The sequence below is a fragment of the Aliivibrio fischeri ATCC 7744 = JCM 18803 = DSM 507 genome (genome assembly GCF_023983475.1).
In the GTDB taxonomy this organism is placed as follows: domain Bacteria; phylum Pseudomonadota; class Gammaproteobacteria; order Enterobacterales; family Vibrionaceae; genus Aliivibrio; species Aliivibrio fischeri.
The window spans coordinates 1,039,579-1,059,742 of record NZ_CP092713.1; the positions used below are offsets into that span (position 1 = coordinate 1,039,579).

Here is a 20,164-nt window from a genome sequence, read left to right on the forward strand (position 1 = left end):
ACACGATTTGCTACACTCGGCATTCTAGGCTTCTTTGAATTTACCGCGTTAAGTGGTAAATTTAGGCTTAATCTGCATGGTAGCAAACGTGTTATGCAGGCGTTATGTGTTCCCAAGGGGTAAGTATGGATATCCAGTTTAAAAGAGCTTCTGAGCTAAAATATGCTGAGTCACTAACTCAATCCAATATGGTTAGTTATTATTTAACTCGGAATATCGTTTGGGATAGCAATCTATTTATCAACAATTGGGCTCTCTTGGATAACTTTGAAATATTCGTGGATAATCATCGAGTTGGTATTGTCCGTTTTAGCTATAACGAATCAACCACTTTTCTGCGAGACTTACAGTTAAGCCCAGAATTTCACGGTAAGGGTATCGGTGCGAAAAGTCTCGATATGATTATAAATCACGCTAGACAGCATCAATCAAAAAAGTTACTTCTTCGTGTGTTCAGTGAAAATCCAGCAATCAAGTTATATAAAGAAAAAGGGTTTACGCAAACCGTGGAAGTGAATGGGCTAATAGAAATGGAATTTACTTTAAGTTCAAACACATAACAAATGCATCAACACGATTTACTACATTCGGCATTGTAGGTTTGTCTTTGGTTTTTGTGTTTATGGCGGTAAAATTCAGTTTAATCTGCATAGTAGTAAACGTGTTATGCAGGCGTTACACGAACTAAAGATTGCAGCTTTTTGGCTCAGTTCAGCGATTGAGCCGTTAGTTTTTTAGGTGTGAAAGTAAGGTGGATTTCCTTTTTCTTTGTTGCCTTTTAGTTTTCATTTCATCTGGTTCGGCAATTGGCCATTATTGCCAAAAGTTCATGGGTTTCAGAAACTAATTCACGCTTCAATTGTTCATGGTTTTGCCTCATTTTACTCTGCATCAGTGCTTTGCTCTCAGTATTTTTAATCCCAATTGTGGCAAAGATATTTGGTTTATCAGCTCCAAACTTGCTGAAACCAATCGTCTAAATGGTGCTAGAAAAAGGATTGCTTCGTTTCGCAGTTTTTGTAGTTGAACGGTTCTTTTGTTCGCTAAATTAGCTTTTGTAATTTAGAATTGGTTTCTAAATATTATTGGTAAATCAGTTCTTTACCAATTAAAGCAAAGCGTTGACAAAGATCGTGTAACAAAGCAATCAACACGATGCTAATTACACTCGGCGTTTGTGGTTTGGAGTGTAATTGGTTTTGAAAGTCGGTCGTTCGCACGTGTTATTGCGGCGTTAACTCTATTTTGGTAAGTGTAATGGTTTTTAAAATTATAAGTTATATAGCTATTTTTTTACTTGGTGTGCTAATTGAAGCTACTGATTATCAAGCTTTGGTTAAGGATGTTTCATGGACTGACATAATAGCAGCAATATCAACGTTCGCTACAGCTTTAATTGTATACAAAACATACTCAATGTGGCTTGAATCAAGAAAAAGGGAAGATTCTTATCAAACTTCAAAAGATTATATATCGGCTTTGGTTGCAATAGGGGATCACGTTGTTGAGCTAATGTACCCGTTTAATCTATCAGTCCCACAAGCTGGAGGTATTCCTATTGATTCTGAGCAGTGTCAAAAGTTATTAACAATGAGTAACCTTGCATTGCATAAACTTGTCACAGAAAGAAGAAAATTGTTTCTAGTGCATGCTGAACTCGCTTTCTGGGGAGTATCCTTAACCTCAATATCTGAAAAAACGCACCAAAAAATATTACAAGAGCTGCAAAGTATTATTGTAATTACAGGGTCATTGCAAAGCCAGATTAATTATTACTATACTATGGACACAAAAGATATGTCAGGAATGTTGTCTGAGTTTGCTTTATTTAATGAAAAAGTTGGAAATTTAACGGAACACTTGAATAGTCGTTATAATAATAAATATTCTGATTTTTTTGTATATAAAAAATAAAGTTAACAAATGCATCAACACGATTTGCTACACTCGGCATTGTCAGTTTACCTTTAGTTTCAGTGATTAAGGCAGTAAAATTCAGTTAAGTCTGTATCGTAGCAAACGTGTTATGCAGGCGTTATATTTTTTATTGAAACTTGCGTCATAATGCGCAACGCGCTACACTCTTCGTATGATTAAAACATTTAAGCACAAAGGTCTTAAAAAGTTTTTTGAGACTGGCAGTAAAGCGGGTATTCAAGCGAAACATGATCGCAAATTGAGAATGCAATTAGCCGCGATAGATACTGCAACCATTATTGATGATGTTGATTTGCCGGGTTTCAAACTTCATCCTCTGAAAGGGGATAGAGATGGCATTTGGTCAATTACAGTAAATGGTAACTGGCGTGTTACTTTCGAGTTTGTCGATGGTAATGCTTACATTTTAAATTACGAGGATTACCATTAATGGCTATGTACAATCCCCCACATCCAGGTGAGTTTATCCATGACGTTTATATGGAACCATTTGGCTATAGTTGTCGCTTTGTTGCTAAACAACTTGATGTTGCTGCTTCAACTCTAAATCGAGTGATAAAGGGTAAGAGCTCAATTTCACCTGAAATGGCGTTACGTCTTTCAAAGTCACTCGGTCGTACGCCTGAAAGTTGGCTAACAATGCAAGACAATTACGATCTCTGGCAAGCAAAACAAAATGTGAATTTAACTAAGGTGCACACGATCAATTTTGCTATGGCGTAGTAAAATATAACAATCGCATCAACACGATTTACTACACTCGGCATCTCAGGTTGTCGGGTGTTTCTCATTTTAAGGCGTCAATATTAAGTATAATTGCATAGTAGTAAACGTGTTATGCAGGCGTTGTGCGTACTGAGTCCGAAATTTTTTGCACGGTTCATCAATAGAAACGAGACTTTTGTAAACGCTATTTAGTCATCGAAACTCATTTTCTTTGTTGCCTTTTAGTATTCGTTTCATCAGGTTCGGCAATTAAGTATTGTCGGCCTAAGTTCAGGCGTTTCAGAGGCATTTTTACGCTTCAATTGTTCTTTGGTGTTGCCTCATTTTAACCTGCATCCGTGTTTTCCTCGCCGCATTTTCAATCCCAATTGTGGTGAGTGTATGTGGTTTATCAGCTCTAAACTTGCCGAAACTAAGTCGTTCAAATGGCGTGGAAAATGTATCTGTTTTTCTTCACATTATTTCCAGTTTTATGTTCATTTTGTTCGCTTAATTACCATTGGTAAATTAAAATCAGGGTATCAAAAATCTTGGCAGAGCAGTTCTTTACCAAGCTAGCCAAGCCGAAAGTAAGTCCGCACAACAATCACATCAACACGATTTATTACACTCGGCGTTCTGGGTTTGCCTTGGGTTTTGTGATTAAGGCGGTAAAATTCAAGTTGTTTGGCATAGTAATAAACGTGTTATGCAAGCGTTATGAGCTTTATTGGTTTTAGATAGAATGGAGGTGGGAATTGAATAAAATTTATAAGTGGGCAATCGAAAGGATTTTGTCAAAACCAGCACCAAGTAGAGTCCCTCGTACTGGTGATAAGGCTCAAGATGTTGATTGTTACGTAATGTATATAGTTGGAGATGACTCTTGTAATATGCTTGCGGAAAGTATTGATAACAAAGGAGTGCATGGTAAAGCATGGGGAGCTAAAGGTTATACTGAAGAAATAACAATTTCATTCGAAGAAGTTAAAAATGCAAAATTAGAAATTACGCATTTTTATAAAACAAATAACATTCAATATTTTAGTTTAAATGATTATCTGTTAAAAGGTGTACTACCATATTATCAATTTGTAATTAGAGCCAATAAAGCGACGCAGATATTTTATAATAGTAAAGAATTAGCACGTTCAGAAAGAATGGAAACGCTTCGATTGATCTTAGAAAAAACTATTGATGATAAATCATTTTCTGTAACTTCTTTAGGATTATCGGATTTGTTGCATACACAGCGTTGGTATTACCATCCTGACCGCGATCGTAATTCTAACTATAATGATTTATTACTTGAATCATTAGTTGCGAGTGGTGACCTCACAAAAGAAAGCAATTTATATAAAATTTCTAGCTATGCAATGGTCTCATTATCACAGTATGAACAAGATGACAGAAAACACAAAGAAACTCTTCGCCAATCGAAAGCAATGAGTGTACTTACATTTGTATTAATAATTATTGGGGCACTTCAGGTTTATATCGCTTTTCTTAAACCTTAAGTACGCTCATAACAAATGCATCAACACGATTTGCTACATTCGGCATTCTAGGTTTCTTTGAGTTTACCGTGTTAAGTGGTAAATTTGAGCTAAGTCTGCATAGTAGCAAACGTGTTATGCAGGCGTTAGCACTACTTTTTTGAGTATAGAGGTTAGAAATGAATAAGAAAGGGATTGTTGTGTCACCACCATTTGAATCTGTTTATACTGGTGGGATTAGTTGTGGCGGAGACCCTGACCCACTTGAACTTAGGAAATATCTTCTTTATTGGGATGAGATTGATTATCCAACAAATACTTTAATTCATATTAGTTCCAATGACATTGATTACCTTCAAACTACCGGAGTACTGAAAAGGACTCATGTAAATTTTAGAGGGACAGTTAGTTCTGGTAGAGGTGAATTTTTCATTGCAGCGCAAGAAGCTGCTTTTAAAAAGAATCAGGAAGATGAACCTGGCTGTTGGACTATGGCTCAATTATCAAATGTTCCATTTTATACACAGTCATCTATTGGTTTAGGGGTTGAAGTTGAACTTTATGACATGCTTCCAGTACCTAGCCAAGATACGCCATTATTAGATATTCTTGAATTTAAACATAAACGGAATGATGAGCTAGTAGCTTTTCGTTGTTATTTAGATGAGTTAAATGAAAAAATAATAACATCTAAAGATATCCCTCGCGCAAAAAACGCTCAATTATCACGTCTAGAATTATCATTAAAAGATATAGATAGAACCATAAATGAATCTGGTTTTAAACGTATAACAACTAATTTAAAGCATGTAATTAATTCAGATTTTTCTGGTGTAGTCGGAGCTGGACTTGGTTCGGCAGGGTTAGCATCTATGATTCAAATGTATCCATTAATTGCTGGAGTTGCTGGGGCTGGATTAGTTACTGGAATTAAAAGTATGATGATGCCTTCAGTACAATGTCAAACAGACTTTAATTACATAAACAGTGTAAGAAGAAACTTCAGATAAATTAGTGCTAACAAATGCATCAACACGATTTACTACACTCGGCATCTCAGGTTGTCGGGTGTTTCTCGTTTTAGGGTGTCAATTTTAAGTATAATTGTTTGGTAGTAAACGTGTTATGCAGGCGTTAAATGCCAGTGATTAAAAAATCAATTGCAGCAATAATCTCATTTCTGAAAGTCGATAACTCATTAACAGGTTCGGATAAGATTTTAACTGGAACACTTGTCATTTGTTGTGTCAGCATTATAAAGTCACCTTCATCAATATGAATCGTAGGACAAAGGTGACTTGGTGCTTTCTTATCAAGTAGTTCGATTGGTGTTAATGGAATGACTAATCGAGTATTTAAGTTATCAAGTAGATCACTTTGAACATCGACAAAGTAAGGGTAGGTTTTAGCGGAACTTTTATCTTTGTTTTTATATAGCGTAAATTGAGACATTTAAAATACTCGGTATGAATCAGAAAAAAGACCGTATTTATCGGTTAGTTCGTTGCAAGCATCAATAGCTTCAGAGTTTTGTTCTAACCATTCTTGTCTTTTTAGTTTGCTCACTTCCTGTGAAAGTGCTTTTTCCATTGTTGCTGAAAGGTTTATTTTTAAACGTTTTGCTTCAGCAAGCAGGTCACTATTTAAAGTTAAATTGGTCGCTTTCTTTACCGCTTGTGTATTATATTGATTTCTCATAACGTCACCACTCATGCGCATTAAGTATGTGGGTTCAGTATATAACGTAAAAAGGCATTTAACAAATGCATCAACACGATTTACTACACTCGGCGTTGTCAGTTTGTCTTTAGTTTCAGTGATTAAGGCAGTAAAATTTAGCTAAGTATGTATCGTAGCAAACGTGTTATGCAGGCGTTAACTGCTTTTTTAATCAACGAGAAAGGATTCGTATGTTTATACCTAGAAATATGGAAATGAAAGATCATAATTTGATTTGTAACTTTATAAAAAATAATAACTTTGGGGTATTAACCTCATCAGATTTAACCGCAACACACATTCCATTTGTATTGAAATCGGATGAAGGAAATAAAGGTACTTTGTATGGTCATCTTACTAAAGCTAACAAGCACTGGAAACAGTTTCAAAATCAAAGAGTGTTAATTGTCTTTAATGGACCTCATGCTTATATCTCACCAACTTGGTATTTATATAAACCAGCAGTACCAACATGGAATTATGCCGCTGTTCACTGTTATGGAATAGTAGAAATTATTGATGGTGAGGGCGTAAATGAGGTTATGGACGATACAATTTTAGCTCATGAACCTGAATTACTTTTAAATTCAGATATAATGTCAACTGAATATCAAGCGAAGCTAAAAAACGCGATAGTAGCTTTTAAGATTGTAATTGATGATTATCAAGGTGTAGAAAAACTAGGGCAACAAAGAAAAATAGAAGATCAGCATGGAGTTCATCTTGCGTTGAAAGAGAGTAAATATTCAGGAGCTAATGAATTAGCTGAATATATGGAAAAGCGAGACCTCGGCATAGGCAGTTAACAAATGCATCAACACGATTTGCTACACTCGGCATTGTAAGTTTGCCTTTAGTTTCAGTGATTAAGGCGTTAAAATTCAGCTAGGTCTGTATCGTAGCAAACGTGTTATGCAGGCGTTAGTACTCTCAGCAGTTTAGAGGTTAATTTGGAAAAATATGTTAGTCACCTGAAACGTCAGGGTTTTGAATTACTTGAAGATATTGGTTCAGGGCTTTCAGGCAAAACAAAGAAAGCAAAGCAGCCATCTCTTGAGCGCTTTGTAGCGATAAAGTTCTTCGATAGTTTGTTTGTTCGAAATAATGCTGAGTTAAGAAAAAAATTTAAACGTGAGGCGTTTATTCTCGCAGAAGCACAGCATCCAGCAATCCCTTATGTGATTACTCATGGCGAAGTGCCGCTAAATGATACTTCTATCCCATATATAGTGATGGAGCATATTGATGGAATAAATTTAGATGAATATATACTTAAAAATGGTGCATTAGAGCAAGATAAAGTTATAAATATTGCTACTCAAATATTAGACGCTCTATTGTTAGTGCATTCAAAAGGTATAATTCATCGTGATATTAAACCGTCAAATATTATGTTATCTACGAATGGCCATGCTTATTTAATAGATTTCTCTATAGGCTTTGCTCCTTCAGGTAATCCTAATTTTACGAGAGCAACGAGGACTGGTGATCATTTAGGATCTGCCGAATATATATCGCCGGAACAAAATGTAGATATGAAAAATGTAGACCAAAGAGCAGATATTTATTCTCTTGGTTTAACACTGTGTAAACTTCTAACTGGAGTTCCAACACTTTCAGCGTTGGATAAGCCAGATCTTTCAATCTCTTATGCTTTACGTAAATTAATTATGAAAGCGAGTGAATATAAAGTAGAAGATCGTTATCAGACTGTCGATGAAGTTATAAGAGAATTAAGAGGGCTATCAAATACAGGACTTTTTACTATTAACACACCAAGTAAAGCTTTATGTAATCATTTAAAATGTCCTGATGCACACTGGTCACCAAATGGTTTTTATAAAGGTGCTAATTTTAAAGAGCAATGTACTGATATTCATTGTACGTCTTGTGGAGGTAAACTGATCTATCAATGCCGATGCGGTTATCCGATAGCAGATACTCAGTATTGCGGAGGATGTGGAAATGAATTATTTAAAATCCCAGAATGCTTAATGTGTGGTTCTCATTTAAGTAAAGTTGACATAGATAAAGATACATCTAAAGGATGCTCTAAATGTCAAAGTAAGCAGCAAAAACAAGTTCAAGTTTGGGGACAATCAGCACCAGTTGATCCACCTATGAATTTTGATGATGATATTCCGTTTTAGGTGAAAAGAGTACTAACAAATGCATCAACACGATTTGCTACACTCGGCATTCTAGGTTTCTTTGAGTTTACCGTGTTAAGTGGTAAATTTGAGCTTAATCTGCATGATAGCAAACGTGTTATGCAGGCGTTACACGAACTAAAGATTGCAGTTTTTTGGCTCAGTTCGGCGATAGAACCATTCGATTTTTAGATGTGAAAATAGGGTGGTTTTCCTTCTTCTTTGTTGCCTTTTAGCGTTCGTTTCATCAGGTTCGGCAATTAAGCATTGTCGGCCTAAATTCAGGCGTTTCAGAGGCATTTTTACGCTTCAATTGTTCTTTGGTGTTGCCTCATTTTATCCTGCATTCGTACTTTGCTCGTAGCATTTTCAATCCCAATTGTGGTTAGGGTATTTGGTTTATCAGCTCCAAACTTGCTGAAACCAAATCGTTCAAATGGTGCTAGAAAAAGGATTGCTTCGTTTCGCAGTTTTTGTAGTTGAACGTTTCTTTTGTTCGCTAATTTAGCTTTTGTAATTTAGAATTGGTTTTTAAATATTATTGGTAAATCAGTTCTTTACCAATTAAAGCAAAGCGTTGACAAAGATCGTGTAACAAAGCAATCAACACGATGCTAATTACACTCGGCGTTTGTGGTTTGGAGTGTAATTGGTTTTGAAAGTCGGTCGTTCGCACGTGTTATTGCGGCGTTAAATCTATATAGGAGGCAGTGTGCCTTATAAATTAAAACTTGAAGATTTTGATTATTTTATGCCTGATGCTAATCAGGTCACTATAGACCAAATGTTGATGCTAGGGCATAAAATTCTGCCGGGTGTTAATGGTTGGTCAGGGTTTCTTACACAATATTTCCACCCTGATGATGAAACTATTTTGTATATAGATGAAAGAGAAAATGATGATCATTTATTTATTGGTGGCTGCTTAGTTTCAGCAAAAGAAAAACATGAAATTTTGCCGGAACTTAGTCAATTTAAGAACACTTTTAGACCAGAAAATAATGCCGAACAATGGTTTTTAAAAGGTAGCGGAATGCATGCTGGTGTTGACAAAGATAACGGAGATGATGCTTTGTCACGATGGATTCTGTGGGCGAAATTTTTAAAAACATTTCCATGTTTTTACAGGTTTCACTCTGTGTCTTTAAACAAGAAGAAATTTATATATTCGGAGTCTCAACCGAAATGGAAGAATATTGAAAGATATCGTTGTGCATATGAAGCTTTGTTCAAGACATTGGAGCAAAATAGACATAGTAAAATTACTGTAGTTACTGATAATGTACAAGGCGCGCAATTGAAAGGGCTAAAACAAGCGATCGAAAACTCAGTTAATATTCTAGAGCGAAAAGTGTTACTTGATCCTCCTGTGCCTAAAGAGGATTTTTCAAGCGTAGATTCAAATTGGCTACAATTTGTGGACATGCAGATTTATGCACTTTCAAGATTCATCTTTCCTTCAGGTAGAAATGTATTAATGGATTTTGAAAAGTATTCCTATGAAGTTTCGGAAGGAAATTTTATTATATCGAGCGATCCAAAAGAGTTAATGAAACAGCGTTTGCAAGTTTCTAAGTACTTTATCCTAAAAGATATATTTCATCATTTGAGGCTTAAATTTGTAACTAGATTAGTTAGTCCTCACTATACAGAGACGATATCATCTATGGTGTGTATTTCAGATAAAGAAGTTCTAAATTTCGCAGACATTGTCGATAAATCTATTCATGGGTTTTGTAATCGAGCTCATTCATCTATTACTTTTGATTTTCACGAAATATAAATTTAACAAATGCATCAACACGATTTGCTACACTCGGCGTTGTCAGTTTGCCTTTAGTTTCAGTGATTAAGGCGTTAAAATTCAGCTAAGTCTGTATCGTAGCAAACGTGTTATGCAGGCGTTATAACCTAGGTGAGATATTTCTCAAATACACTTAAATATTAATTGTTTAAGTGATAGTTAAGGTAGAATTGATTTAATACTATAGATTGCAGCTATTTAGTAATCATTGAATAAAAAAGGACTTTGAAAATGACAACTCTTCAAAAAATTGCAATTGGGCTTGGATCTGGTTTACTTGTTGGATCTGTTTCAACGGTGCTACCTAGCTTACAATTTTGGTGTTTTGTCATTGGATTAACTCTAGTTAATTACGTTATTGTTACGAAGAAAAAATAAAGCAAATAATTGATAGTTATCGGTGCCAAAGAGCATGACTTGCTGGAAATAAGATGATCAAGGTAGTGATTATAATGTTGAAGGTAAACAGTTACGGTTTCAGTAACATTATCAGATGGTTATAACAAATGCATCAACACGATTTGCTACATTCGGCATTCTAGGTTTCTTTTGCTTTACCGTGTTAAGTGGTAAATTTGAGCTTAATCTGCATGGTAGCAAACGTGTTATGCAGGCGTTACACGAACTAAAGATTGCAGTTTTTTGGCTCAGTTCGGCGATAGAACCGTTCGATTTTAGATGTGAAAGCTGGGCGGTTTTCCCTCTTCTTTGCTGCCTTTTGGTGTTCGTTTCATCAGGTTCGGCAATTGACCATTATTGCCAAAAGCTCATGGATTTCAGAAACTAATTCACGCTTCAATTGTTCATGGTTTTGCCTCATTTTAGCTTGCATCAGTGCTTTGTTCGTAGCATTTTCAATCCCAATTGTGGAGATGATATTTGGTTTATCAGTACAAAACTTGTTGAGACCAAATCGTTCAAATGGTGCTAGAAAAAGGATTGTTTCGTTTCACAGTTATTGCCGTTGATTGGATATTTTGCTCGCTTAATTGAGCCAGTCTAATTAAAATCGTTTAACAGCAAATCTTGGTAAATCAATTCTTTACCAATTAAAGCGAAGCGTTGACAAAGATCGTGTAACAAAGCAATCAACACGATGCTAATTACACTCGGCGTTTGTGGTTTGAAGTATAATTAGTTTGGAAAGTAAGGCGTTCGCACGTGTTATTGCGGCGTTATGTGTTTTTTTGAGTTATCATCCTGTATAATTCAATCTATTAAATTTATATGAGGTATTATTATGTTTGGCGGTTTTTTTCTTTGGTTCTTATTTGCAGTTTTAGTGGGTTATTTTGCTTCAAACTATAATCGAAGTGGTTTTTTATGGTTTCTATTAGCCTGTATTTTATCACCTCTAATTTCGGGTATTATATTACTTGTTTTAGGGAAAAATGATGAAAATGAAATTTTGGATAACATTGAAAGGCTGAAGCGTGCACAACAAGATTATATTGAAATTTATTGTTCAAACGAATCAACAGTTACTGGAAATCCGATTCTGAAAAAGATGTTTAATGAACTATCGAGTAAAAAAATGACAAGTTCAACAAAAACGACCGTTGATGAAATAGAAAAGTATACAAATATGTTGTTGATGGAAATAGCTCGAGTAGAGACTGCTAAATCTCAAGAAACGAGTAATGATGCTAACGTATATGACGATATAGAAAAATTGAAAAAGTTATTGGATATAAATGCGATTACGGAAAGTGAATATAATAATCAGAAAGAAAAACTATTGTCTAAAATTTAACCTGTTAACACATAACAATCACATCAACACGATTTGCTACATTCGGCATTCTAGGTTTCTTTGAGTTTACCGTATTAAGTGGTAAATTTGAGCTTAATCTGTATGGTAGCAAACGTGTTATGCAGGCGTTATATGCAATAAGGAGGTTAAAATTAATAGTTTAGATTACTTGAAAGAACGGTACGATGATGAACAGTCACGCTTTAAGCATTTTGAAGAGAAGTGTTCTAAATTTCTAGCTTTTCTTACTGCCGTAGTTGGTGGAATCTCTGCATGGGGGGCTTTTTCTAAAGATTCTTTATTTGTTCCTGTCGAGCCACAAGAATGGATACAATTAATCTTATTTTGTGTTGCTTTGTTTTGTGCCGTTTGTTCATGGGGGCACGCGATTTTAGCTATCAAAATTGGTGCTTGTCCAGTGTTACCTAAAAGTAGTGCTGCTATCTTGTATATCAAAAATTCTGATGACGAAGAGCGTACCTCGTATATTTTTGATAGTTATATTAATACTCTTGAAAAACTCTCAATTGTGATTGATGACAAATCAATAAATTTAGAGCACGCATATAATGAATTAATCTATAGCGCATGGGCTTTAGGGATATTAGGCTTTATTACGATAATTATTGAGGTAACGAAATGACAGAACAAAAAGTTCCACAAAGCAATCAAAGACCGCCAACGACTGAGTATGTTAGAAAATCTAAAGAGCCAGTATCTCAGCAGAAAAAATAAGCATATAACAAATGCATCAACACGATTTACTACACTCGGCATCTTAGGCTGTCGGGTGTTTCTCGTTTTAAGGCGTCAATTTTAAGTATAATTGCATAGTAGTAAACGTGTTATGCAGGCGTTACACGAACTAAAGATTGCAGCTTTTTGGCTCAGTTCAGCGATTGAGCCGTTAGTTTTTTAGGTGTGAAAGTAAGGTGGATTTCCTTTTTCTTTGTTGCCTTTTAGTTTTCATTTCATCTGGTTCGGCAATTGGCCATTATTGCCAAAAGTTCATGGGTTTCAGAAACTAATTCACGCTTCAATTGTTCATGGTTTTGCCTCATTTTACTCTGCATCAGTGCTTTGCTCTCAGTATTTTTAATCCCAATTGTGGCAAAGATATTTGGTTTATCAGCTCCAAACTTGCTGAAACCAATCGTCTAAATGGTGCTAGAAAAAGGATTGCTTCGTTTCGCAGTTTTTGTAGTTGAACGGTTCTTTTGTTCGCTAAATTAGCTTTTGTAATTTAGAATTGGTTTCTAAATATTATTGGTAAATCAGTTCTTTACCAATTAAAGCAAAGCGTTGACAAAGATCGTGTAACAAAGCAATCAACACGATGCTAATTACACTCGGCGTTTGTGGTTTGGAGTGTAATTGGTTTTGAAAGTCGGTCGTTCGCACGTGTTATTGCGGCGTTAAATGTAATCGTCAAGGAGGGCGTAAATGAAAGTATATGGTGACCTACAATCAGGAAACTGTTTGAAAGTTAAGATGTTACTATCGTTTTTAAATATTAAGCATGAGTGGATTCATGTGAATATTTTAGATGGTGAAACAAAAACAACTGAATTTCTATCTAAATACCCGAATGGAAAAATTCCTGCGGTTGAATTAGATGATGGACGTTATCTGTGTGAATCAAATGCAATTTTAGGGTACTTTTCTGAAAATACAGCATTTCTACCAAAAGATACGTACTTAAAAGCAAAGGTGTATGAATGGTTGTTCTTTGAACAATACAGTCATGAGCCATTCATTGCTGTCGCTCGTTTTATTCAAAAATATTTAGGTATGCCAAAAGAAAGGGAAGCTGAATATGTTTCACTTCAAGAGGGTGGCCATAAAGCTCTACAATTAATGGAAAGCCAATTGAGTAAAACTAAGTATCTAGTTGGTGATGAAATGACAATTGCTGATATTTCTCTTTATGCTTATAGTCATGTTGCAGATGAAGGTGGTTTCGATTTAACTCAATATCCAGCAATTCAAAATTGGTGTCATCGAATTCAATCAACCCCAGGATACGTAGGTATGGCGTAAATTACATTTAACAAATGCATCAACACGATTTGCTACACTCGGCGTTGTCGGTTTGTCTTTAGTTTCAGTGATTAAGGCAGTAAAATTTAGTTAAGTCTGTGGTAGCAAACGTGTTATGCAGGCGTTGTGCGTACTGAGTCCGAAATTTTTTGCACGGTTCATCAAAAGGATCGTGGCTTTCGTAGTTTCGGCTTAGTAAGCGTTCCTTTCTTCTTTGTTTCCTTTTGGTTTTCGTTATTATCAGGTTCGGCAAATTAGCCCTTATTTTCCTAAGTTCAGGCGTTCAGAAGCTAATTTACGCTTCAATTGTTCTTTGGTTATGCCTCATTTTAGTCTGCATCAGTGCTTTCCTCGCAGCATTTCCAATCCCAGTTGTGGCAAGGATATTTAGTTTATCAGTTCCAAACTTACTGAAACCAAGTCGTTCAAATGGCGTAAAAAACGTATCTGCTTTCCATTCACTTTATCTTGCAATTTAAGAACATTTTGTTCGCTTAATTGGCATCGGTAAATTAGAATCAGGGCTTAGAAAATCTTGGCAGGGCAGTTCTTTACCAAGTTGGCCAAGCCGAAAGTAAGCACGCACAACAATCGCATCAACACGATTTATTACACTCGGCGTTCTGGGTTTGTCTTAGGTTTTGTGATTAAGGCTGTAAAATTCAGGTTGGTTTGCATAGTAATAAACGTGTTATGCCAGCGTTATACGTTTCGGAAAATTTGGATGAGGAATCTATGAAATTTAGTGAGCTAATGAAACTTAAGGCTGATGAAGCGGGTAATATTGATATTGGCGAGCTTGTACTTCATTTGCCGAATACTCCGCTAGATGTAATTGAGCAGCTGTATTCTGATCATGGCGGAAATAGTGAATTTCAAGAACAATATGAACAAATTGATATTTCTAAATTAAAATGGGAATTAATTGAATTAAGTTTCGATGATATTGCTTGTGCATCAATATTTCCTGAATTTGAACGTTGGTCAATAATTTGTGCAATGAAGTCGGAACGAGTATCTATTGATAATGACTGGGATTTAATTGGTCACAACCGAGCAATTGTGCAACATTGGAAAGAATATTCAACATGGTTAAGATCCCCAATTATGTTGTTAAGTAAATCTAATTATCATTTGGTCGAAGGTCATTCTAGGTATGGTTGTTTAACAGGACTAGTTAAGTCGGGGATGATTTCTTCAAAGAAAGTCCATAAAGTGTGGGTTGCAAACGTATAACAAAGCAATCAACACGATTTATTACATTCGGCGTTGTAGGTTTGTCTTTGGCTTCGGTGTTTAAGGCAGTAAAATTCAGTTAAGCCGTCGTAGTAATAAACGTGTTATTGCGGCGTTGTGCGTACTGAGTCTGAAATTTTTTGCACGGTTCATCAATAGAATCGCGGCTTTCGTAGTTTCGGCTTAGTAAGCGTGAATTTCTTCTTTGTTGCCTTTTGGTTTTCGTATCATCAGGTTCGGCAAATTAGCCCTTATTTCCCTAAGTCCAGGCGTTTCAGAGGCTATTTTACGCTTCAATGGTTCTTTGGTGTTGCCTCATTTTAACCTGCATCCGTGTTTTCCTCGCAGCATTTTCAATCCCAATTGTTGCGAGGATATTTGGTTTATCAGTTCCAAACTTGTTGAAGCCAAGTCGTTCAAATGGCGTAAAAAGTGTATCTGTTTTCCATTCACTTCATCTCGCATTTTAAGAACATTTTGTTCGCTTAATTGGCATCGGTAAATTAAAATCAGGGCTTAGACAATTTTTGCGGGGCAGTTCTTTACCAAGCTAGCCAAGCCGAAAGTAAGCACGCACAACAATCGCATCAACACGATTTATTACACTCAGCGTTCTGGGTTTGTCTTGGGTTTTGTGATTAGGGCGGTTAATTCAGGTTGGTTGGCATAGTAATAAACGTGTTATGCAAGCGTTATAAGCTTAAATTGAAATGATAATTACAGCGGTTTCTTGGTTATTTTAAACTAGGCCAAGATATGGAAGTAAAAGGTTGAATTAATGGAGATATCGTGGAAATTATAATCGTAATAGCTTTGATTTTTGTTCTAGTTTTGTCTTTTGTTACTAAGCTTAAATTAAGCCAATCATCGCCTAAAAGTGAACATTCTTATCGTCAACTCGGGGCATTATTTACTCCCGCAGAACGTTCATTTTTTGGTGTGCTACAACAAACCGTTGCTACTGATAATGTGCTAGTTTTTGGTAAAGTTCGTGTTGCTGATGTTATTGCGCCTGAAAAAGGAATGACAAAATCAGCATGGCAGATCGCGTTTAATAAAATATCAGCTAAGCACTTCGATTTTGTTTTGTGTAATCAAGATGATTTGTCAGTTATCTGTGCAATCGAGCTAGACGACAGTTCTCATAATAATGTTAAACGAAAGTCTAGAGACCAATTTTTAGAGAGCGCTTGTGAATCGGCTCATTTCCCACTTATTCGTATACCAGCTAAACAAGCTTACAGTATCGAAAGTATCAGACTCAGTTTACAAAGTGTCTTATCAAATGCTGAACCTGAAATGCCTAGCTTTGACCTTGATTCCACCGATAAACAGTGCCCTAAATGTTCGTCGAATATGGTTCTTAAAGTGGCTAAAAAGGGTAAATCAGTTGGCAATGAATTTTGGGGTTGTAGTTCATTTCCAGCATGTAGGCACATCGAACAGAAAATATCTGAATAATCAGTACGCTTATAACAAATGCATCAACACGATTTGCTACATTCGGCATTCTAGGTTTCTTTTGGTTTGCCGTATTAAGTGGTAAATTTGGGCTTAATCTGCATGGTAGCAAACGTGTTATGCAGGCGTTATACCTTTAGTGTGTTTCTAAATCCATTACTTTACAGCGTATTGGTAATATACTTATTTTCGCATTAGAAGAAAGGTCTCGTACAAACTCAAAGCATTTAGTTAAGTCTTGAGTTTCTATTTTTAAATTATTATCAACTCGACCATCATCTGTCATGTCAGTATTAACAACACTAGGGCATAAACAGCAAACATTAATATTAAAAGGGAGAAGCTCATTATAGAGTGATTCACTATAACTTATTATTGCTGATTTGGTTGCTGAGTATGCCGCTATTTTGGGTACAGATTTTAAACCTGCTGTTGACCCTATGTTATATATCTCTCCAAAGCCTTGAATTTTCATTTTTTCGGCTAATAAATTACAAATAATCATAGTGGAGAGTACATTGACATTCATTAACTCAGATAGCTCATAGGAAGTTAAGCTGGTGTTTCCTGCTCTTAATATTCCAGCACTATTAACAACAACATCAATTTTTTTATATGAATTAATAATGGATTTTATTTCAGACTCAACAGCACTTGGGTTGTTGAAATCTACTGCTACGGTTTTTATTACGCACGATGAATATAACTTTTGTAATTCTGTTTCTATCTGTTCTAGATTTTCTTTTGTAAGTGCCAACAAGATTAATGAATAACCTTCCTGAGCAAAGTAATGGGCAATAGCTTTGCCTATTCCTCGGCTAGCTCCGGTTATTAATGCAATTTTCTCCATAAGAAACTCTCTAATTAAGTAGATAAAAAAGTCAATTCTTAGTTTTAAATTTCTATTGTTTTACTAATTTTGATAAAGCATTACTTTCTGATTTTTTGTCTGTATAACGCGATATCATCGATGGTTAAAACAGGCAAGTTATGTTTATCTGCAAAAGTAACTATTTCTTGCGTCTTGGACATTGAACCATCAAAATTTGTTACTTCACATAAAACACCTGCTGGGGTGAGTCCAGCCAACACCATTATATCAATTGTTCCTTCAGTATGTCCACGCCTAGTTAAAACACCGCCATCTTTTCCTCTTAACGGGAAAACATGTCCAGGTCTGGCAAGATCGTATGCTATGGCTTCTTTTTTACAGGCCGTTTTAATTGTTGTAACTCTATCGGATGCAGATACACCTGTTGTTACACCCTTTCTAGCTTCTATTGAGATAGTAAATGCTGTTTGATTTACACTTTCATTATCTTTAACCATTGGTGGAAGTTCAAGGTCGTCAGCTCTATCTTCTGTCAGACATAAACATACTATACCACTACAATTACGGATCATTAGAGCCATTTGTTCTGAGGTCAGATAATCTACTGAATATATAAGGTCTCCCTCATTCTCACGACACTCATCATCAAGTAACAAAACGCCATTACCTTGCTGAACAGATTTTATAGCCTGCTCGACACGTTCAAAAGGAGAACCAAATTTACTAATTAGTGACTCTTGGTTATGTATCATTACTACAAACTCCATATTGGTAGTTAATTAAGATATTAGATATTTCTTTTACTACGTCATAATGATTTTATTACAATTTTAGTTATGTTATTGCTGTAAATTATTACAGGTTGATCTTTTACTAGTCATATAAAAGGTATAACAAATGCATCAACACGATTTGCTACACTCGGCGTTGTCTGTTTGCCTTTGGTTTCAGTGATTAAGGCGTTAAAATTCAGGTAAGTCTGTATCGTAGCAAACGTGTTATGCAGGCGTTAAATGCCAGTGATTAAAAAATCAATTGCAGCAATGATCTCATTTCTGAAAGTCGATAACTCATTAACAGGTTCGGTTAAGATTTTAACTGGAACACTTGTCATTTGTTGAGTCAACATTATAAAGTCACCTTCATCAATATGAATTGTAGGACAAAGGTGACTTGGTGCTTTCTTATCAAGTAGTTCGATTGGTGTTAATGGAATGACTAATCGAGTATTTAAGTTATCAAGTAGATCACTTTGAACATCAACAAAATATGGGTAGGTTTTAGCTGAACTTTTATCTTTGTTTTTATATAGCGTAAATTGAGACATTTAAAATACTCGGTATGAATCGGAAAAAAGACCGTGTTTCTCGGTTAGTTCGTTGCAAGCATCAATAGCTTCAGAGTTTTGCTCTAACCATTCTTGTCTTTTCAACTTACTCACTTCTTGTGAAAGTGCTTTTTCCATTGTTGCTGAAAGGTTTATTTTTAAACGTTTTGCTTCAGCAAGTAGGTCACTATTTAAAGTTAAATTGGTCGCTTTCTTTACCGCTTGTGTATTATATTGATTTCTCATAACGTTACCACTCATGCGCATTAAGTATGTGGGTTCAGTATATAACGTAAAAAGGCATTTAACAAATGCATCAACACGATTTGCTACACTCGGCATTCTAGGTTTTCTTTGAGTTTACTGTATTAAGTGGTAAATTTGAGCTTAATCTGCATGGTAGCAAACGTGTTATGCAGGCGTTGTGCGTACTGAGTCCGAAATTTTTTGCACGGTTCCTCAATGGAAACGAGACTTTTGTAAGCGCTATTTAGCTATCACAAATTCTCTTCTTTGTTGCCTTTTAGCGTTCGTTTCATCAGGTTCGGCAATTAAGCATTGTCGGCCTAAATTCAGGCGTTTCAGAGGCTATTTTACGCTTCAATTGTTCTTTGGTGTTGCCTCATTTTAGCCTGCATCCGTGTTTTCCTCGCAGCATTTTCAATCCCAGTTGTGGCGAGGATATTTGGTTTATCGGCTCAAAATCTGCTGAAACCAAACCGTTCAAATGATGTAAAAAAATGTATCTGTTTTCCATTTACTTTATCTCGCATTTTAAGAACATTTTGTTCGCTTAATCGGCATCGGTAAATTAGAATCAGGGCTTAGAAAATGTTGTCCAGGCAGTTCTTTACCAAGCTAGCCAAGCCGAAAGTAAGTCCGCACAACAATCGCATCAACACGATTTATTACACTCGGCGTTCTGGGTTTGCCTTTAGTTTTGTGATTAAGGCGGTTAATTCAGGTTGGTTTGTATGGTAATAAACGTGTTATGCAAGCGTTGTGCGTACTAAGCCCGAAATTTTTTGCACGGTTCATCAATAGAAACGAAACTTTTGTAAACGCTATTTAGTTATCGCAAATCCTCTTCTTTGTTACCTTTTAGTATTCGTATTATCAGGTTCGGCAATTAAGCATTGTCGGTCTAAGTTCAGGCGTTTCAGAGGCATTTTTACGCTTCAATGGTTCTTTGGTATTGCCTCATTTTAGCCTGCATCCGTGTTTTCCTCGCCGCATTTTTAACCCCAATTGTTGCGAGGATATTTGGTTTATCAGTTCCAAACTTGTTGAAGCCAAGTCGTTCAAATGGCGTAAAAAGTGTATCTGTTTTCCATTTACTTCATCTCGCAATTTAAGAACATTTTGTTCGCTTAATTGCCATTGGTAAATTAGAATCAGGGCTCAGACAATTTTGGCGGGGCAGTTCTTTACCAAGTTGGCCAAGCCGAAAGTAAGTCCGCACAACAATCGCATCAACACGATTTATTACACTCGGCGTTCTGGGTTTGTCTTTAGTTTTGTGATTAAGGCGGTTAATTCAGGTTGGTTGGCATAGTAATAAACGTGTTATGCAAGCGTTCCTTTCTTCTTTGTTGCCTTTTGGTTTCCGTATTATCAGGTTCGGCAAATTAGCCCTTATTTCCCTAAGTTCAGGCGTTTCAGAAGCTATTTTACGCTTCAATTGTTCTTTGGTGATGCCTCAT

At 35.9% G+C, this 20,164-nt stretch carries 21 protein-coding genes; 15 read left to right on the forward strand and 6 right to left on the reverse strand.

The features are described 5' to 3' along the window. The first annotated feature begins 125 nt into the window (after nt 1–125). The 6 genes from AVFI_RS18170 (at nt 126) to AVFI_RS18195 (ending at nt 5,149) form a co-directional block, all read left to right on the forward strand. The gene (locus AVFI_RS18170; RefSeq protein ID WP_188864035.1) at nt 126–560 is read left to right on the forward strand and encodes a GNAT family N-acetyltransferase; all 435 of its coding nucleotides are present in this window, start codon (nt 126–128) and stop codon (nt 558–560) included. A gap of 697 nt (nt 561–1,257) precedes the next feature. Then, complete coding sequence (locus AVFI_RS18175; protein WP_188863946.1) at nt 1,258–1,914, forward strand: hypothetical protein; 657 nt, start codon at nt 1,258–1,260, stop codon at nt 1,912–1,914. A gap of 175 nt (nt 1,915–2,089) precedes the next feature. After that, on the forward strand, nt 2,090–2,368 hold the full coding sequence (locus tag AVFI_RS18180) for a type II toxin-antitoxin system RelE/ParE family toxin (protein WP_012534781.1): 279 nt from the start codon (nt 2,090–2,092) through the stop codon (nt 2,366–2,368). Next, the gene (locus AVFI_RS18185; protein ID WP_017023495.1) at nt 2,368–2,661 is read left to right on the forward strand and encodes a HigA family addiction module antitoxin; all 294 of its coding nucleotides are present in this window, start codon (nt 2,368–2,370) and stop codon (nt 2,659–2,661) included. The genes AVFI_RS18180 and AVFI_RS18185 overlap by 1 nt, the downstream gene beginning before the upstream one ends. 740 nt (nt 2,662–3,401) lie before the next feature. Beyond that, complete coding sequence (locus AVFI_RS18190; RefSeq protein WP_054776271.1) at nt 3,402–4,160, forward strand: hypothetical protein; 759 nt, start codon at nt 3,402–3,404, stop codon at nt 4,158–4,160. Nucleotides 4,161–4,318: 158 nt separating this feature from the next. Next, nucleotides 4,319–5,149, forward strand: a complete 831-nt coding sequence (locus tag AVFI_RS18195; RefSeq protein WP_188863947.1) for a DUF6236 family protein — start codon at nt 4,319–4,321, stop codon at nt 5,147–5,149. A 124-nt stretch (nt 5,150–5,273) separates the two neighbouring features. On the opposite strand, the gene AVFI_RS18200 is transcribed toward AVFI_RS18195, so the two are convergent. Together AVFI_RS18200 and AVFI_RS18205 are read right to left on the reverse strand one after the other, a co-directional pair. Further along, a complete protein-coding gene (locus AVFI_RS18200; protein ID WP_012535038.1) occupies nt 5,274–5,591 on the reverse strand; it encodes a CcdB family protein in 318 nt (105 codons plus the stop codon). Beyond that, nucleotides 5,592–5,837, reverse strand: coding sequence for a type II toxin-antitoxin system CcdA family antitoxin (locus AVFI_RS18205; protein ID WP_063646723.1), 246 nt, complete (start codon nt 5,835–5,837; stop codon nt 5,592–5,594). Between the two features lie 212 nt (nt 5,838–6,049). On the opposite strand from AVFI_RS18205, the gene AVFI_RS18210 reads away from it, so the two are divergent. The 9 genes from AVFI_RS18210 (at nt 6,050) to AVFI_RS18250 (ending at nt 16,302) form a co-directional block, all read left to right on the forward strand. Continuing rightward, nucleotides 6,050–6,664, forward strand: a complete 615-nt coding sequence (locus AVFI_RS18210) for an FMN-binding negative transcriptional regulator (protein WP_188863950.1) — start codon at nt 6,050–6,052, stop codon at nt 6,662–6,664. 144 nt (nt 6,665–6,808) lie between these two features. Next, nucleotides 6,809–8,008 (forward strand): serine/threonine-protein kinase, encoded by a 1,200-nt coding sequence (locus tag AVFI_RS18215; protein WP_188863951.1) that lies wholly within the window; start codon nt 6,809–6,811, stop codon nt 8,006–8,008. A gap of 712 nt (nt 8,009–8,720) precedes the next feature. After that, on the forward strand, nt 8,721–9,791 hold the full coding sequence (locus AVFI_RS18220; protein WP_054776363.1) for a DUF3800 domain-containing protein: 1,071 nt from the start codon (nt 8,721–8,723) through the stop codon (nt 9,789–9,791). 252 nt (nt 9,792–10,043) lie between these two features. Next, complete coding sequence (locus tag AVFI_RS18225; protein ID WP_196581848.1) at nt 10,044–10,190, forward strand: hypothetical protein; 147 nt, start codon at nt 10,044–10,046, stop codon at nt 10,188–10,190. Nucleotides 10,191–11,052: 862 nt separating this feature from the next. Continuing rightward, entirely contained in the window at nt 11,053–11,565 is a 513-nt protein-coding gene (locus AVFI_RS18230) for an SHOCT domain-containing protein (protein WP_188864032.1), read from the forward strand. Between the two features lie 169 nt (nt 11,566–11,734). Next, nucleotides 11,735–12,208: a hypothetical protein gene (locus AVFI_RS18235; RefSeq protein WP_054776372.1), complete on the forward strand. Its 474-nt coding sequence runs from the start codon at nt 11,735–11,737 to the stop codon at nt 12,206–12,208. Between the two features lie 800 nt (nt 12,209–13,008). Beyond that, entirely contained in the window at nt 13,009–13,605 is a 597-nt protein-coding gene (locus tag AVFI_RS18240; RefSeq protein ID WP_054776377.1) for a glutathione S-transferase family protein, read from the forward strand. A gap of 735 nt (nt 13,606–14,340) precedes the next feature. Continuing rightward, the gene (locus AVFI_RS18245; protein WP_188863992.1) at nt 14,341–14,841 is read left to right on the forward strand and encodes a hypothetical protein; all 501 of its coding nucleotides are present in this window, start codon (nt 14,341–14,343) and stop codon (nt 14,839–14,841) included. A gap of 789 nt (nt 14,842–15,630) precedes the next feature. Continuing rightward, nucleotides 15,631–16,302, forward strand: a complete 672-nt coding sequence (locus AVFI_RS18250) for a DUF2726 domain-containing protein (RefSeq protein WP_054776327.1) — start codon at nt 15,631–15,633, stop codon at nt 16,300–16,302. Between the two features lie 136 nt (nt 16,303–16,438). Here AVFI_RS18250 and AVFI_RS18255 read toward each other — a convergent pair whose 3' ends face one another. The 4 genes from AVFI_RS18255 to AVFI_RS18270 all read right to left on the reverse strand — a co-directional run bounded on the left by AVFI_RS18255 (nt 16,439) and on the right by AVFI_RS18270 (nt 18,707). Further along, entirely contained in the window at nt 16,439–17,152 is a 714-nt protein-coding gene (locus AVFI_RS18255) for an SDR family NAD(P)-dependent oxidoreductase (protein ID WP_054776348.1), read from the reverse strand. Nucleotides 17,153–17,232: 80 nt separating this feature from the next. Further along, entirely contained in the window at nt 17,233–17,886 is a 654-nt protein-coding gene (gene ribB, locus AVFI_RS18260) for a 3,4-dihydroxy-2-butanone-4-phosphate synthase (RefSeq protein WP_199414935.1), read from the reverse strand. Nucleotides 17,887–18,143: 257 nt separating this feature from the next. Continuing rightward, complete coding sequence (locus AVFI_RS18265) at nt 18,144–18,461, reverse strand: CcdB family protein (protein WP_054776277.1); 318 nt, start codon at nt 18,459–18,461, stop codon at nt 18,144–18,146. Further along, nucleotides 18,462–18,707, reverse strand: coding sequence for a type II toxin-antitoxin system CcdA family antitoxin (locus AVFI_RS18270; RefSeq protein WP_012535294.1), 246 nt, complete (start codon nt 18,705–18,707; stop codon nt 18,462–18,464). Nucleotides 18,708–20,164: the final 1,457 nt, after the last annotated feature.

Bases quoted from the DNA above. Each gene is read 5' to 3' on its own strand.
- AVFI_RS18170 (WP_188864035.1), top strand. From the start codon at position 126: ATGGATATCCAGTTTAAAAGAGCTTCTGAGCTAAAATATGCTGAGTCA.
- AVFI_RS18175 (WP_188863946.1), top strand. From the start codon at position 1,258: ATGGTTTTTAAAATTATAAGTTATATAGCTATTTTTTTACTTGGTGTG.
- AVFI_RS18180 (WP_012534781.1), top strand. From the start codon at position 2,090: ATGATTAAAACATTTAAGCACAAAGGTCTTAAAAAGTTTTTTGAGACT.
- AVFI_RS18185 (WP_017023495.1), top strand. From the start codon at position 2,368: ATGGCTATGTACAATCCCCCACATCCAGGTGAGTTTATCCATGACGTT.
- AVFI_RS18195 (WP_188863947.1), top strand. From the start codon at position 4,319: ATGAATAAGAAAGGGATTGTTGTGTCACCACCATTTGAATCTGTTTAT.
- AVFI_RS18200 (WP_012535038.1), bottom strand. From the start codon at position 5,591: ATGTCTCAATTTACGCTATATAAAAACAAAGATAAAAGTTCCGCTAAA.
- AVFI_RS18205 (WP_063646723.1), bottom strand. From the start codon at position 5,837: ATGAGAAATCAATATAATACACAAGCGGTAAAGAAAGCGACCAATTTA.
- AVFI_RS18210 (WP_188863950.1), top strand. From the start codon at position 6,050: ATGTTTATACCTAGAAATATGGAAATGAAAGATCATAATTTGATTTGT.
- AVFI_RS18225 (WP_196581848.1), top strand. From the start codon at position 10,044: ATGACAACTCTTCAAAAAATTGCAATTGGGCTTGGATCTGGTTTACTT.
- AVFI_RS18230 (WP_188864032.1), top strand. From the start codon at position 11,053: ATGTTTGGCGGTTTTTTTCTTTGGTTCTTATTTGCAGTTTTAGTGGGT.
- AVFI_RS18240 (WP_054776377.1), top strand. From the start codon at position 13,009: ATGAAAGTATATGGTGACCTACAATCAGGAAACTGTTTGAAAGTTAAG.
- AVFI_RS18245 (WP_188863992.1), top strand. From the start codon at position 14,341: ATGAAATTTAGTGAGCTAATGAAACTTAAGGCTGATGAAGCGGGTAAT.
- AVFI_RS18255 (WP_054776348.1), bottom strand. From the start codon at position 17,152: ATGGAGAAAATTGCATTAATAACCGGAGCTAGCCGAGGAATAGGCAAA.
- ribB (WP_199414935.1), bottom strand. From the start codon at position 17,886: ATGATACATAACCAAGAGTCACTAATTAGTAAATTTGGTTCTCCTTTT.
- AVFI_RS18265 (WP_054776277.1), bottom strand. From the start codon at position 18,461: ATGTCTCAATTTACGCTATATAAAAACAAAGATAAAAGTTCAGCTAAA.
- AVFI_RS18270 (WP_012535294.1), bottom strand. From the start codon at position 18,707: ATGAGAAATCAATATAATACACAAGCGGTAAAGAAAGCGACCAATTTA.